Origin of the sequence: Halosimplex pelagicum, assembly GCF_013415905.1 — an archaeon.
GTDB lineage: Archaea > Halobacteriota > Halobacteria > Halobacteriales > Haloarculaceae > Halosimplex > Halosimplex pelagicum.
On record NZ_CP058909.1, the window covers coordinates 2,722,259 to 2,735,661 of the forward strand.

The following is a 13,403-nucleotide window of genomic DNA, read 5'->3' on the forward strand; positions in this document are numbered from 1 at the left end:
TCACACCAGCCACCCCGTCCCGACGAGGCCGGCGACGAAGACGGCCGCCGCGAGACAGAGCGCGCGGCCGACGCGGTAGCCGACCAGCGAGCGGTCGAGGCCGCGTTCCAGCCCGGTCGCGAGCGTCGTCAGGACGACGGCGAGCGCCATCACGTACGCGCCGACGGCGAGGCCGAGCGCGGCGGGCGAGACGGCCGCGGTCAGCGGGCCGTCGGCACTCATCTGTTCGGCGAGGGTGATCGTCGCGCCGCCGACGAGCGGACCGAACACCGCCGCCGTGTTCGCGAGCGTCGACGTGACCCGTTCCAGGTCCCGTCGGATCGTCCGCTCGACGCCCTGCAGGTCGTCGAGGTGGTCGGCCATCGCGACGACGGCCGGCCCGGCCGGCCGCCCCTCAGAGGCGGCGACGGCGAGCAACTCCGCCGTGCTCCGCGCGCGCTCGCTCGGCACCGTCGCGAGCGCGCCGTGCTCGCCGAGGAACGACTCGCGGACGCCCGCGCGGACCTGTCGCTGCTGGCGGACGGCGTCGGCGAACACCTCGCCCGTCGCCGAATCGAGTAGCTCGACCGCGTCGTCCAGCGCCGCCTCGACCGAACGACCCCGGTCGACCTCGCGACCGACGAGATACAGGGCGTCGGGGAGTCCCGATTCGACGGCGGCGACCCGGTCGCGCACGGCCGTCATCGGTCGGTACGCGACGACCAGCGCGACGCCGACCCCGGCGGCGGGCGCCGCCACGAGCGCCGTCCACAGCGCCGCGATGGTAGTGACGACGAACCAGGCGCCCGCTGCCGTCGCCGCCCCCGCGACGAGAGCGGGCCACCGGCTGTCGGGCACGTCGGGGTGGGACCGCGAAACGGGCGCGGGCGGGAACGCGACGGGCCGGCGCGCGAGTAGCCACCCGCTGGCGACCAGCAGCGCCGCGGGCAACAGCAGGTCGTAGCCGACGACGACGGCCGCCAGCGGGACCTCCAGGCCGACGGTGCCGGCGGTCGGGAGCAACGCGACGAGCGCCAGCGGGAGCAACACGCCGAACGCGTACAGCGCCGTCGCCGGTCCCTGGACCCCGGCGGCGAACTCGGCCATCGATTCGCGGGTCCCCTCCAGCGTCACGTCGAGCGCGCCGTCGAGCGCTCGCTGGCGCTCGTCGGATTCGGCCGTACCAGCCGACTCGACGAGCGTGAGCGCGCGCCGGAGCGCGGGGAACCACTCGGCCCACTCGTCGGCGAACGACGACAGCCCGGAGCGGCCGGTCCCGCGCGCCCCTCGTACGTGCGCGGAGAGGCTCCGCGCCAGCCGCCCGTCGCACGTCTCGGCGGCGAAGGCCGCGGCCGTCTCGGTCGTCGGAGCCAGTCGCATCCGCAGGACGGCACTGGAGACGAGCTCCGGTGCCGTCCCGAGCGCTCGGGTCCGACGGGCGGTCGCCAGCCCGCGAGGGACGTACCGCGCCGCGGCCGCGACGACGAGGCCGACCAGCAGTCCCGCGGCGACGGCGACCGACGGCGCTCCCAGGAACAGGGTCAGCGGTACGGCGACCGCGGCGGCGGCCACGATACCGGCGCCGTCCCCCGCCCGGAGGACCGTCTCCGCGTCGAGGTCCCAGCCGAGGAAGCCGATGGCGCGCGCGAGCTCGGGGTCGTCCCCGGGGTCCCACGGTGCGGCGGTCGCGAGCGCCTCAACGACCGCGGCGAATCGGTCGTCGCCCTCGCGGGCCGCGGACGGCCGACTCGCCGGTGTCGTCGGTCGCCCGCCGCTCGTGTCTCGGGCGTCGGCCATTACGCCCGCTCCCGGTCGACGCGCGCTCGTTCGACCGTCTCGGGGTCGGTCCGTCCGGTGGCGGCGAGACCGTCGAGCCACTCCGACCGGGCGGACAGTTCCGCTCTGAGGTCGGCGTAGCTTTCCCCGGGTCGCGCCAGCGCGGCGACCAGCCGGCTGTTCCCCCGCTCGACCCGGTCGGTCGACGCCAGCCCGTCGCCGTCGCGCTCGTAGAGCGAGACGAACTCGACCGAGCCGCCATCGCCACCGGGGCCCGGTTCGTCGCCCGCGCCGGCACGGCCGTCGCCGGTCCGTTCGACCTCCTCTATCGCGCGGACGCGGCGCTGGGTGCCGTTCTCGCTCTCGGCGGCTTCGAGTGTGACTAGCAGGTCGGTCGCCGCGAAGGAGCTCTCCGGGACGCCCAGGTCGGCGACGACGCGCTCGCGGACGGCCGCGCCGCCGTCGCCGTGGATCGTCCCGAGGACGGCGCCGTCGTTGGCGCCGACGCGCATCGCCTCGTACAGCGTGGCGGCCTCCTCGCCGCGGATCTCGCCGACCACGAGCGCGCCGCTGCCGAGCCTGAGCGCGGTGCGGAGCGCTTCGGTGGGATCGGTTCCGGCGTCGTCGAGCGAGCTGCGGAGCGCCTGCACGTCGCGGCCGCCCGACTGGAGCGCGTCGACGGGGAGTTCGGGCGTGTCCTCGATGACGACCGCGCGCGTCTCGGCGGGCACCTCCCACAGCAGCGCGCTCAGGCAGGTCGTCTTCCCGGCGCCGCGCGGGCCGGCGACGAGGCCCGCCGCGCCCCGCTCGACCGCCACGGAGAGCAGGGCCGCGGCGTCGGCGGACATCGTCCCGTTCGCGACCAGCGCCGGGAGCGTCCAGGCCTCCCGGTCGCCCGCGCGGAAGGCGAAGGCGACCCCGTCGCTGACGGGGTCGGTCACGGCGGCCACGCGCACACGCCGGTCGCCGGTCGCGACGGCGGCGTCGAGCGTCGGGTCGGCACCGGAGAACGCCCGCCCGCTCTCGCGTCGAAAGCGCGAGGCCAGCGCCGCAGCCCCGTCGTCGGTGAGCCGGACGTTCGTCCGCATCGCCTCGCCGTCGACCCGGACCCGCAGCGGCCTCGCCGCGACCGGTGCCGTCGCGAACACGTCGGAGACGCGCGGGTCGGCGAACAGATCCGCGACGACACCGTACCCCCGCGCGTGCTTGCGGAGGACGGCCGCGATGTCCTCGACCGGGTCGTCCTCGTCGGCGACCGTCCGGACGGCCCGGCCCGGCGCTCGCTCGGCGCCCGCGACCGCGGCGCCGCCGACCTCGCCGCCGGCCAGTCGGTCGTAGGCGGCCGAGAGCGTCGCCGTCGTCGCCTCGTCGAAGCGCGCCTCGACGGGTTCGAGGTGGTAGGTCGCCAGCGCGTCGGCGGGCCGCTCGTAGATCCGAACGAGACCGCCGCCGTCGAGTTCTCGACGGTCGCGCAGGTGGGCGTCGCTCGGCGGCCGCGCGGCCACTCTGGAGCGGCTGACCGTCGGCCCCACGAACGGCCGGAGCGCGTCGTCGTACCCCTCCGCGCCCGCCGCGCCCTCGGCCAGTCCCGTCTCGGCCGCGATCCGTTCGACGGGGCCGGCCCGGCCGGTCGCTTCCCGCGCAGCCGCGAGCGGGTCGCGGCGCGCCCGGTCGGCGAGGCGCTCGTCGTGGAACGCGGCGGCGTCGGCGAACCGCCCGGCCGCCGTCAGCAGCGCCGCGGCGTCGTCCTCGTAGGCCCGGACGGTCCCGTCGGCGCGGGTTTCGACGGCGTCGGCGTCGCGGTCGGTGAGCGCCCCGACGACCGTCTCGCGACAGTCGGCCGACGACGCCAGGCGGCCGCCGCCGGGGCAGTCGTCGGCGTCGACGACCAGCCGGTCCCCCTCGAAAGTCGGGCTGCACTCGCAGCCGCCCTCGTCGTCGCTCCCGCGGAGTCGTGACAGCAGTGCGTCCATGGCCGCCGGTGGCCGGGCGCCCGTATTTCAACCTTCGCGCCGGAGGTGTGGTCGTGTTCGATATCGGTGGTAGAGTTTGCAGTCGCGGTGCTGTGCGGTCGGCGCGTGCTGTCGAGCGTGCCCGCCTCGTGGCGGGCCGCTCGAAACAGTCGCGCGAGGGATGAGCGGGGGGAACGGAGTGACGGAGCGAATCGGCTGGGGAGGCTCGTGGCCGTCTGCGGTTGCTGTCGCGATGCGGGGCGGTGTGGTTGCGGTCCTGGCGGACTGAAAGGGCGAGGCGCGCTCGCGTGCAGTTCAGTCGTCTGAGCGGGCACTATCCGCGCGGGCGGTGCCGAGAGCGCGGATATCCCGCCTCAGCGACCGCGAGCGCGCCGAGGGCTTTCAGCGCTCACCGATGAGTGCGGTCGAGTCACCAGCTAGCGAGCGCGGCGAGGGCTTTCAGCGCTTGCTGTCGAGTGCGGTCGCGGTCGTTCGGCTTCCGTTCCAACTCATCCAACAGAAACGACCGATACACTCACACACCGAACTGAACGCTATCGGACCCGGACCACTGCCCGGCCGTCGACGGCGACGAGTTCGAGGACGAGTCGCATCTCGCCGTCGACCCGTAGCCGCTCGGTTGTCCGGATCCGAATCCCATCGGCGACGACCGCGTGTTCCGTCCCGCCGGCGACTCGCCAGGTGAACCTGGTCGCGGCCGGCCCCTCGCGCTCGCGTTCACGGAGACCCGTCTCCGAGCCTTCCGATTGAGCCGGTCGAGTGACGGTGAACCGCTCGACCTCGGCGCTGGCGAACCCCTCGGTCGGGAGATCGAGAGTGACCGCGCGCCGCGCGGGGCCGGCGTCGGGCGGGAGCGCGCCGTTGCCGGCCGCGAGCGCCCGGGCTTCCGAGACGAGGCGATCGACCGCGTCACGGATGGCGGTGTCGCTCCGCTGGACGCCCGCGTACTCGGCCGCCGGAACCGCGATCCCGGCTACCGCGACCAGCAACGCGACGGTGAAAGCGACCCTCACCACGGCCTACAGCGCGTCGCGGACGCGCTCGATGAACTGTTCGGTCCCGCTGTCGGAGTTCGACTCCGAGGGCGACTTCCCGGACCCGTCCCTCCGGGACCGGTCGCCGTCGCCGCGAGTCGAGCGGTCGCGCTGGTGGGTCGTCCGGCCGTCGCCGCCGGCGTCGGGCCCGTTCGACCGTCCGCGGCGATGCCCCCGGCCGCCGTCGCGACGGTCGGAGTCGTTCGGGCCGGCCGGATCGCGGTCCGCGCTCGCCGTCCCGTTCGCTCTCGCCGTCTCGGTCGTTCTCGCCGTCCCGGTCGCTCTCGCCGATGGACGCTCGGGCGTCCGCCCCGCGGACGAGTCGCTCGGCGAATCGACGGGGCCGGTGCGGTCTGCGGAGTCGACGGGGCCGGTGCGGTCGGTGGGGCCCTGAGGTGGGTCGCGAGGCCGCTTCTCGGATCGGTCGCGGCCCGTCCCATCGCTCTCGACGGCGGCTTCGACGGTCTCGGCCTTGGCGAGCGCGGCGCTGGCGCGGCGTTCGACCTCGCGGTTGACGGCGCGGACGTTGCCCGCGTAGCCGCGAACGGCTTCGAGACCGGCTTCGAGTTCGTCCAGGCGCGACTCGACGGTGTCGAGGCGTTCTTCGAGGGTCTGGAGGTCGTCGACGACGCCGCTGCGGTCGCGCAGCTCTCGCAGGTCGGTGTCGCCGTCGGTCAGGGCTCGTTCGACGGCGTCGAGTCGCGCGTCGAGGTCTCGCTCGGACATGGACTGGGGTGGTCCCGTCACCGCACTTGAACCCTCGGCCGTACCCAACGTTGAATAACCACTACTCCGAGGGTAGTGATATGAAAGTCGTCCTGATTGGTGTCGGCCAGGCCGGGGGCAAGGTGACCCAGCGGCTGGCCGAGTACGATTACGACATGGGGTTCGGCGCCGTCCAGGGGGCGATGGCGGTCAACACCGCCGAGGCGGACCTGCAGAGTCTCGATATCGATACGATGCTCATCGGCCGCGACCGCGTGAAAGGTCACGGGGTCGGCGGCGACAACGAACTCGGCGCGGAGATCATGCAAGACGAGGCGACGGAGGTGATGGACGGTCTCGACGCGAAGCTCTCTACCGACGCCGAGGCCGTCGTCATCGTCGCCGGGCTCGGCGGCGGCACCGGCTCCGGCGGCGCACCCGCGCTCGCCAGTGAACTCAAGCGCATCCACGACATCCCCGTCTACGTCGTCGGCATCCTCCCCGGGCGCGACGAGGGCGCCATCTACCAGGCCAACGCCGGCCGCTCGCTCAAGACCGTCGCCCGCGAGGCCGACTCTCTGTTGCTGATCGACAACGACGCCTGGCGCACCGCCGGCGAGTCCATGGAAGAGGGCTTCGCCGAGATCAACGACAACATCGCCCAGCGGCTCGGCCTCCTCTTCGCCTCCGGCGAGATCGAGGCCGTCGACGAGGTCGCCGAGAGCGTCGTCGACTCCTCGGAGATCATCAACACCCTCCGTCCCGGCGGGATGGCGGTGCTGGGCTACGCCAGCGCCGCCGCCAGCGAGGACGCCGGCGAGAACGTCAACGCGATCACCTCGACGACTCGCAACGCCCTCCTGACGGGAACGAGCGTTCCGAACGTCGTCGAGGCCGAGACGGGGCTGCTCGTCGTCGCCGGCCAGCCCGAGCGCATCTCCCGCAAGGGCGTCGAGCGCGCCCGCTCGTGGATCGAGGAGGAGACCGGCAGCATGCAGGTCCGCGGCGGCGACTTCCCGCTCGACTCCGAACGCCTCGCCGCGCTGGTCCTGCTGGGCGGCGTCGAGCGTTCCAACCGCATCGACGAGTTCATGCAGCGGGCCAAGGAGGCCCACGAGGCCAAAAACGACGACCGCGGCGAGGCCAAGGAAGCGTTCGTCAACGAGGAGCTCGACGACCTGTTCTGACCCGCCGCGTTTCGGGGTTCCCGCCGGCTGGAAGCGAAAGCTCTAATCGCCGGGCCGGGGAACCCACGGGCATGGCTGACGACGACGCCGACGAGGAGGAACCCGCGGTCGAGCTCGGCGAGGGCGAACCGGTCGAGGGAGCGCCGCTCGCGCGCGTCACCTCGCGCCTGAACTGGGGCGCCGCCCACAGCGACATCGTCGAGCGCGAGGGCGACAGCACGATCCGCACCCCCGACGGTCCCCGGGACCTGGCCGACGTGATGGACGAGGTCGACACCCCCTACTTCGAGACTCGCCAGGAGTTCACCGAGGCCGTCCGCGAGGTAATCGGCACTGGCCCGATCCCCACCGCCGACGAGTAGCCACCGGCGCTCCCCACCCTCCGATTCGACGTGAGTGTCACGGTCGCGCTGTGGCACCGAGACACGGAGCCCTACCGAGCGTAGCGAGCGCATAATTACGTTGTCGTGACGTGCTTTTCCCCCAGACGATGGTCCGAGCCATACTCGTCGCTGGGGTGGTCGCGTCGGTGTTCGTCGGCTTCAACATCGGAGGGTCGTCGACGGGGATCGCGTGGGGGCCGGCGGTCGGTGCCCGGATCCTCCGGAAGGTCACGGCCGCCGCGCTGATGACGCTGTTCGTCTTCCTCGGCGGCTGGACGGTCGGGCGGAACGTGATGGACACGCTCAGCGGCGGGATCGTCACGACGGAGATCTCGCTCGGCGCGGGCGTGGCCGTCCTCTTTTTCATCGGGTTCGGCATCCTGATCGCCAACGTCTTCGGGGTTCCGGTGCCGACCTCGATGACGACGGTCGGCGCGATCGCGGGGCTCGGCCTCGCGACCGGGACGGCGAACTTCCGGACGATCGGGTGGATCGTCTCGTGGTGGATCGTGACGCCGGTCGTCGGGTTCTGGATCGGCGTGACCGTCGGCCGGTACGTCTACCCCGAACTCAACCGGCGCGTCCGGATCGAGGTCTCCGAGGGACCGACCCTGGCACTGGACCGCGGCGGCGCGGTCCCCCGGGTCCGCCTGGGGCCGAACACGACCCGCGGCGAACTCGCCGGCACCGTCGTCGTGCTCGTCGTCGGCTGCTACATGGCCTTCTCGGCGGGCGCGAGCAACGTCCCAAACGCGGTCGCGCCGCTGGTCAGCAGCCGCGCGCTCGAACCCGACCTGGCGATCGCGATCGCGACCGTCGCCATCGGCCTCGGCGGGTTCACGATCGCCCGACGGACGATGGAGTCGGTCGGATCCGAACTTTCGGACATCCCGCTGCTCGCGGCGCTCGTCGTCATGATAACCGCCTCGACGGTCACGACGGCGCTGTCCTACATCGGCATCCCGATCAGCCTCGTCATGGCGTCGGTGATGACGATCGTCGGCCTCGGCTGGGGGCGGGCGACCCGCCCCATCGCCGCGCGCGACGCGCTCCGCGGTGACTTCGACACCGAGATCGAACCCGGCGCGCTGACGGCCGAACCGGAGGCTCCGGTGACGGAGATCGGCGAGGCCGAACCCGACGAGGTGCTCGACGCGGGCGACCTGTTCAACCCCCGTGCCATCGTCAAGTACGTCTCGATGTGGATAATCGGCCCGACGATGTCGACGCTGCTCGCCTACGTCTTCTTCACGCTCGTTCCGGTCGCCTGACCCGACCACCCGACTCGCTCCCCCGCCACACCGCCGGTTTTTACGGGTCCTGCTCGTAGGACGGCCATGGTCTCTCGTGTCCTCGTGCCGATGGACGGGTCGGAGATGAGCGAACGAGCGCTCGAATACGCCACCGGAGTGTACCCGGACGCCGAGTTCACCGTCCTGCACGTGGTCGGCGAGCCCTCGCCGCTGTGGGGGAAGGCCGCCGGGATCGCGGTCGCCGACGACATCGACGCGGCCGCGCGCGAACACGCCGAACCGATATTCGAGCGCGCCCGGGCGATCGTCGACAAGGCCGACGGCGATATCGCCCTCGACACCGAGGTCGCGCTGGGTCATCCCGTGCGCGCGATCATCAACCGAGCCGGCGAGTACGACACCGTGGTCATCGGCAGCCACGGCGGCACCGTCGCCGAGCGGCTGTTCGTCGGGAACGTCGCCGAGAAAGTGTTCCGTCGGTCGCCGGTCCCGGTGGTCACCGTTCGGTGAGCCGCGGGCCCGGACTCGACCCGTCGATCGGCCGGCCGACCCGGCCGCCCGGTTCAGGCGCGCCCGTCGTCGGTCGTCTCGTCGGGCGCCGGTGTGTCGTCCGCGTCGCGGGCCTCGTCCGCCCGAGCGTCGCGTTCGACGCGTTCGTCGAGCGACTCGACTCGCGCCTGGACCTCGTCGAGCTGTTCGCCCATCGTTCGCTCGACCGCTTCGACGGTCCCCTCCATGGACTCCTCGACCGTCTCCTCCATCGCCTCCTCGACGGCTTCCTCGACCCGCTCCTCGACGGAGTCGCCGACCGTCTCTTCCACCGTCTCCCTGACGGTGCGGGTCATCCAGTCGGGGTCGAACCGGGACATCTTCCAGACGACGTGGACGACGTACGCCGCGAAGACGCCGACGCCGAAGGCGACCCCGACGTTCGTGTTCACCGTCGCTATCAGCACGATCGACAGGGCGATCAGGCCGCCGTAGGCCAGGTCGACGAGCGCGTCGGCGCGAACGGGGTTCACCACGGCGGCCGGTCACCCCCGCGTTCCCCCCGTTCGGGTCCGTTCGGTCGTCGATTCCCCCGTCGGCTGGCGCTCCCCTCGACACTCATGGTTGCTCGACCGTTCTTACGGGAGCCGGACGGATTAGTTCGATCCAGGCGTCGGGTCGACGATGGCCGCCACAGTACCGAAGACGACGACTCGCCGTGACGCGGACTGCACTCGTCGTTACGAATTCCGGTCGATCCACGCGCAGAACGACTCGAAATCCTCGGCGCCGGCGTCGTCGGCGATATCACGAAGCGTACCGATGCTGATCGAGTCGTGCGCGGGTACCGTCACAACTCGCGAGTCGGTATCATCGTGATCGGTAGGTGGGTCCCAGCGAAGGATCAGGTGGTCGCCGGTCGTTCGAACGTGCCGAAATCCGCCGACGTTGACCAGTACTTTGTACACGTCTTCTCCGGAGAAGTCGCGCGTAACCATCCGCGCTACTGGAGCGCGTCCGGGAGGTCGTCGTCTTGCGTCCGCGCCGTCTCGGGGTCGACGCCGAGTTCGCGAAGCTCTTCGTCGGTGGGTTCGTGACCGCCGTCGCCGGCGATCGCGTCGACGACCGCGTCCAGATTCTCCAGCGCGGCCGACCGCGTCGCGCCCTGTGCGGACACCTCGACACCCAGATCACGGGCGGTCCACTGCCCGTCCGGGTTCTCGACCAGTCGGATCTCTCTGGGTTCGTCGTCGCGGTTCCCGGCGTCGGCGCGTGCCATACTCCGATGTGGCTCCCCATCCGGGAAAACGCTTCGGGCCGAATAGCGGTCGTCGAAACGTGCGTGTCTCGTGGCGGTCTGGCTCACTCCAGCAACTGGTCGGCGATCGTGTTCCGCAGCACTTCGCTGGTCCCCTCGTAGATCTCCGACAACTTCGCGTCGCGGTAGTAGCGCTCGACGGCGAAGTCCTTCGTGTAGCCGTAGCCGCCGTGGATCTGGATGGCCTCGTTGCAGACCTCCCGGGCCATCTCCGAGGCGTAGAGCTTCGCCTGGGCGGCCTCCTTGACGTAGCGGTCGCCCCGCATCTTCCTGTCCGCAGCGGCGTGCATCAGATAGCGGGCGGCCTGGATCTTCGTGTCCATGTCCGCGAGCTTGTGCTGGATCGCCTGGAACTCACTGATGGGCTGGTCGAACTGCTCGCGGTCCTGGGCGTATTCGAGCGCGTCGTCCAGCGCGGCCTGCGCGAGCCCGATCGAGCGGGCGGCGATCGTGATCCGCCCGCCGTTCAGCGTCTTCAACGCCTGGACGAACCCCTCGCCCTCCTCGCCGAGCCGCCGTTCGGCGGGGATCTCCATCCCGTCGAAGCGGAGTTCGGCCGTGGGACACCCCTTGTCGCCGAGTTTGTGCTCGGTCCCTTCGACGTGGAACCCGTCGTCTTCCCCGGGGCGGACGACGAACGACGAGATGCCCTTCCCGCCCGCCTCGGGGTCGGTCTTGGCGAAGACGACCACCGTGTCGGCCACCGAGCCGTTCGAGATCCAGAGCTTCCCGCCGTCGATGGTGTAGGCGTCCGGGTCGTCGGCGTCGCCGACCGGCTCGGCCGTGGTCTCCATCGCCGGCACGTCGCTCCCGGCACCGGGCTCCGAGAGCGCGAACGCACCGATCTCCTCGCCCTCGGCCATCGGCGTCAGGTACCGTTCGCGCTGGGATTCGTCGCCGAACTCGTAGACCATGTTGCACGCCAGCGAGACGTGTGCGGCGACGATCGTACCGAGGCCGCCCGATCCCCGGGATATCTCGACGAGCGCCTCGGGGTAGGCGTGATAGTCGAGGCCGGCGCCGCCGTACTCCTCGGGGATCGGCATGCCCATCAGACCCAGCTCCGCCATCTCGTCGATCAGGTCGGCCGGGAACTCGTCGGTCTCGTCGATCTCGGCGGCGCGCGGGACGACCTCCTCGTCGACGAACTCCGCGACCGTATCGCGGATCTGGCGCTGCTCCTGCGTGAGGGCGAAGTCCATGTGACCACCTACCGCGGCTCGGCCCTTGATTGTTCGCCAGCGATCGAGCGGTTCACTCCGGCGCGGGGGATCGTGTGGCGTCGACGGACAGTTCCTCGTCGACGACGAGTTCGAGCCGTTCGTCCTCGCAGGGGATCGAGAGGGCGACCTCCCAGGGGTCACGCGAGCGGACGACGAGGTGGCGGTCGGTCATCGCCCACTCCAGTTCCCAGTGGGGGCGGCTCGTCACGTCGACGCCGTGGTCGTGGAAGAAGGAAACGACGGCGGGGTGATAGAGATGCGCGAGGCCGACCGACATGTACTGGGAGCTTCCGCAGTGGTCACAGTGACACCCGACGAACACGTCGAGGCGACCGCTCCCCTCGGTCCAGACCTCCTCGCCGGCGACGAACTCGAAGTCGAGTGCATCGGCGCAGATCGGGCAGACACCGCGGGCGTACGCGAGTATCTCGTGGCGGTTGTACTGGTCGACGCGTTCGAGGAGGTCGCCCCTGTCGCCGGTCTCGACGGCGCTCGGCGGCAACTTCGTGTGGGCGTAGACGTGGTCACAGCCCGGACAGCGGAGCTCGAAGTTGCCCTCGTCGTAACGACCCTCGACGGGGGTCTCGCAGAAGTAGCAGTCGGTCCCGATCTCGAACGGTTCGACCGACGCCCGGCGGTTGACACTCCCGGCGCGGACGAGGCGATAGAGGGTGAGTCCCTCGGCGCGCATCGTGTAGCCGTCCTCGTCGCGGTCGACGAACTGGCCGGTCAGCTGCGAGAGGTGGTAGTTGAACTGCCCGCTGTCCATCTCCGGGTCGACAGCCTCGCGCAGTTCGGAGAAGGAGACGCCCTCGTGGGGTCGCTCGCCGAGCGCGCGGAGTATCGCGGCCCGCGTCTCGTTGCCGACGAGCGCGAAGGCGTCCTCGGGGTCGGCGTCCGCCTCGCCCGGCGGGGACGAGTCGTCGTCTGCCATGGCCGACCGTTCCCGGCTCACGTCGAAATAGGTTGGGGCGGGACAGCGGGCGGGCAGTCGGGCCTCGTCCGCGAAGGGGAACCATCGACCGGATCGGCCACCTTTTTCGCCCGAGCGGCCCACCTCTCGGGTATGGACACACGCGAGTTCGGCTCGACAGGCTGGGACGTGACGGAGATCGGTCTCGGCACGTGGAACGTCGGCCCGTCGTGGGGCGACGTGAGCGACGACCAAGCGAAGGAGGCCATCGCCACGGCGCTGGACGACGGCGTCAACTTCGTCGACACCGCCGAGGTGTACGGACAGGGCCGCGCCGAGCGACTCATCGGCGAGGTGCTCGACGAACGGGACCCCGACCGGACGATCTACGTGCCGACGAAGGCCGCGCCCGACGAGGACGGCGGCCACTCCGAGGAGGGGCTCCGAGAGTCCGTCGAGGGCTCGCTCGACCGGCTCGGCGTCGACTCGCTGGATCTCGTCCAGCTGCACTGCCCGGAGACCGAGGCGTTCTACGACCCGGAGAACTTCCGGGCGCTGGAAACCCTGAAGGAGGAGGGCCTGATCGACCACGCCGGCGTCAGCGTCGAGAAGGTCGAGGAGGCCGACAAGGCCATCGAGCACGACGTCGTCGAATCGGTGCAGATCATCTTCAACCCGCTCCGCCAGCGCCCGGCCGAGCGGTTCTTCGAGCGGGCGGCCAACGAGGACATCGGGGTCATCGTCCGCGTGCCGCTGGCATCGGGCCTGCTCGCGGACGCCTTCGAGGGGCCCGAGGACTTCGGCGAGGGCGACCACCGCCGCACCGCCGCCGAGGAGGGCGTCGACGCCGGCGTCGGCCGCAAGGGCGGCGAGACGTTCGCGGGCGTCCCCTTCGAGGACGGCCTGGCCGCCGTCGACGACCTGCGGCCGTTCGTCCCGGAGGAAGCGACGATGGCGCAGTTCACCCTCCGCTGGATCCTCGACCACGACGCCGTCTCGACGGTGATCCCGGGCTCGACCTCGCCCGACCACGTCGCCGAGAACGACGCGGCCGCCGAACTGGATCCGCTCTCGCACCAGACCCACGGCGCCGTCCGCGACATCTACGACGAGCACGCCCGCGAGTACGTCCACCACCGCTGGTAGCGACTCCGGCGGTCCCGTGAGCGC

General features: G+C 71.5%; 14 protein-coding genes. 5 read left to right on the top strand and 9 right to left on the bottom strand.

Annotated features, from left to right (window positions below):
* The 4 genes from HZS54_RS13665 to HZS54_RS13680 all read right to left on the bottom strand — a co-directional run bounded on the left by HZS54_RS13665 (position 1) and on the right by HZS54_RS13680 (position 5,488).
* Positions 1–1,776, bottom strand: a complete 1,776-nt coding sequence (locus HZS54_RS13665; protein WP_179917673.1) for a type II secretion system protein — start codon at positions 1,774–1,776, stop codon at positions 1–3.
* Positions 1,776–3,728, bottom strand: a complete 1,953-nt coding sequence (locus HZS54_RS13670) for an ATPase, T2SS/T4P/T4SS family (RefSeq protein ID WP_179917674.1) — start codon at positions 3,726–3,728, stop codon at positions 1,776–1,778. The genes HZS54_RS13665 and HZS54_RS13670 overlap by 1 nt, the downstream gene beginning before the upstream one ends.
* A gap of 533 nt (positions 3,729–4,261) precedes the next feature.
* Positions 4,262–4,744 carry a DUF7311 family protein gene (locus tag HZS54_RS13675; protein ID WP_179917675.1) on the bottom strand — a complete coding sequence of 161 codons (483 nt, stop codon included), beginning with the start codon at positions 4,742–4,744 and terminating at the stop codon, positions 4,262–4,264.
* A 3-nt stretch (positions 4,745–4,747) separates the two neighbouring features.
* Positions 4,748–5,488, bottom strand: a complete 741-nt coding sequence (locus HZS54_RS13680) for a DUF7310 family coiled-coil domain-containing protein (RefSeq protein WP_179917676.1) — start codon at positions 5,486–5,488, stop codon at positions 4,748–4,750.
* 80 nt (positions 5,489–5,568) lie between these two features.
* Between HZS54_RS13680 and HZS54_RS13685 the strand changes: the two genes are divergently transcribed.
* The 4 genes from HZS54_RS13685 (at position 5,569) to HZS54_RS13700 (ending at position 8,800) form a co-directional block, all read left to right on the top strand.
* Entirely contained in the window at positions 5,569–6,654 is a 1,086-nt protein-coding gene (locus HZS54_RS13685) for a tubulin/FtsZ family protein (RefSeq protein WP_179917677.1), read from the top strand.
* Between the two features lie 71 nt (positions 6,655–6,725).
* The gene (locus HZS54_RS13690; protein WP_179917678.1) at positions 6,726–7,016 is read left to right on the top strand and encodes a DUF5789 family protein; all 291 of its coding nucleotides are present in this window, start codon (positions 6,726–6,728) and stop codon (positions 7,014–7,016) included.
* 128 nt (positions 7,017–7,144) lie between these two features.
* Entirely contained in the window at positions 7,145–8,308 is a 1,164-nt protein-coding gene (locus HZS54_RS13695) for an inorganic phosphate transporter (protein ID WP_179917679.1), read from the top strand.
* A 66-nt stretch (positions 8,309–8,374) separates the two neighbouring features.
* A complete protein-coding gene (locus tag HZS54_RS13700) occupies positions 8,375–8,800 on the top strand; it encodes a universal stress protein (RefSeq protein ID WP_179917680.1) in 426 nt (141 codons plus the stop codon).
* Between the two features lie 53 nt (positions 8,801–8,853).
* On the opposite strand, the gene HZS54_RS13705 is transcribed toward HZS54_RS13700, so the two are convergent.
* The 5 genes from HZS54_RS13705 to HZS54_RS13725 all read right to left on the bottom strand — a co-directional run bounded on the left by HZS54_RS13705 (position 8,854) and on the right by HZS54_RS13725 (position 12,254).
* Positions 8,854–9,315, bottom strand: coding sequence for a hypothetical protein (locus HZS54_RS13705; RefSeq protein ID WP_179917681.1), 462 nt, complete (start codon positions 9,313–9,315; stop codon positions 8,854–8,856).
* A 204-nt stretch (positions 9,316–9,519) separates the two neighbouring features.
* Positions 9,520–9,777 (bottom strand): type II toxin-antitoxin system HicA family toxin, encoded by a 258-nt coding sequence (locus tag HZS54_RS13710; RefSeq protein WP_179917682.1) that lies wholly within the window; start codon positions 9,775–9,777, stop codon positions 9,520–9,522.
* Positions 9,778–9,782: 5 nt separating this feature from the next.
* The gene (locus HZS54_RS13715) at positions 9,783–10,058 is read right to left on the bottom strand and encodes a type II toxin-antitoxin system HicB family antitoxin (RefSeq protein ID WP_179917683.1); all 276 of its coding nucleotides are present in this window, start codon (positions 10,056–10,058) and stop codon (positions 9,783–9,785) included.
* An 83-nt stretch (positions 10,059–10,141) separates the two neighbouring features.
* Positions 10,142–11,299, bottom strand: coding sequence for an acyl-CoA dehydrogenase family protein (locus HZS54_RS13720; protein WP_179917684.1), 1,158 nt, complete (start codon positions 11,297–11,299; stop codon positions 10,142–10,144).
* A 52-nt stretch (positions 11,300–11,351) separates the two neighbouring features.
* The gene (locus tag HZS54_RS13725) at positions 11,352–12,254 is read right to left on the bottom strand and encodes a winged helix-turn-helix domain-containing protein (RefSeq protein ID WP_179917685.1); all 903 of its coding nucleotides are present in this window, start codon (positions 12,252–12,254) and stop codon (positions 11,352–11,354) included.
* Between the two features lie 132 nt (positions 12,255–12,386).
* Between HZS54_RS13725 and HZS54_RS13730 the strand changes: the two genes are divergently transcribed.
* Complete coding sequence (locus HZS54_RS13730) at positions 12,387–13,379, top strand: aldo/keto reductase (RefSeq protein WP_179917686.1); 993 nt, start codon at positions 12,387–12,389, stop codon at positions 13,377–13,379.
* Positions 13,380–13,403: the final 24 nt, after the last annotated feature.

Bases quoted from the DNA above. Each gene is read 5' to 3' on its own strand.
- HZS54_RS13725 (WP_179917685.1), bottom strand. From the start codon at position 12,254: ATGGCAGACGACGACTCGTCCCCGCCGGGCGAGGCGGACGCCGACCCC.
- HZS54_RS13715 (WP_179917683.1), bottom strand. From the start codon at position 10,058: ATGGCACGCGCCGACGCCGGGAACCGCGACGACGAACCCAGAGAGATC.
- HZS54_RS13700 (WP_179917680.1), top strand. From the start codon at position 8,375: ATGGTCTCTCGTGTCCTCGTGCCGATGGACGGGTCGGAGATGAGCGAA.
- HZS54_RS13690 (WP_179917678.1), top strand. From the start codon at position 6,726: ATGGCTGACGACGACGCCGACGAGGAGGAACCCGCGGTCGAGCTCGGC.
- HZS54_RS13665 (WP_179917673.1), bottom strand. From the start codon at position 1,776: ATGGCCGACGCCCGAGACACGAGCGGCGGGCGACCGACGACACCGGCG.
- HZS54_RS13685 (WP_179917677.1), top strand. From the start codon at position 5,569: ATGAAAGTCGTCCTGATTGGTGTCGGCCAGGCCGGGGGCAAGGTGACC.
- HZS54_RS13720 (WP_179917684.1), bottom strand. From the start codon at position 11,299: ATGGACTTCGCCCTCACGCAGGAGCAGCGCCAGATCCGCGATACGGTC.
- HZS54_RS13730 (WP_179917686.1), top strand. From the start codon at position 12,387: ATGGACACACGCGAGTTCGGCTCGACAGGCTGGGACGTGACGGAGATC.
- HZS54_RS13680 (WP_179917676.1), bottom strand. From the start codon at position 5,488: ATGTCCGAGCGAGACCTCGACGCGCGACTCGACGCCGTCGAACGAGCC.
- HZS54_RS13710 (WP_179917682.1), bottom strand. From the start codon at position 9,777: ATGGTTACGCGCGACTTCTCCGGAGAAGACGTGTACAAAGTACTGGTC.
- HZS54_RS13695 (WP_179917679.1), top strand. From the start codon at position 7,145: ATGGTCCGAGCCATACTCGTCGCTGGGGTGGTCGCGTCGGTGTTCGTC.
- HZS54_RS13670 (WP_179917674.1), bottom strand. From the start codon at position 3,728: ATGGACGCACTGCTGTCACGACTCCGCGGGAGCGACGACGAGGGCGGC.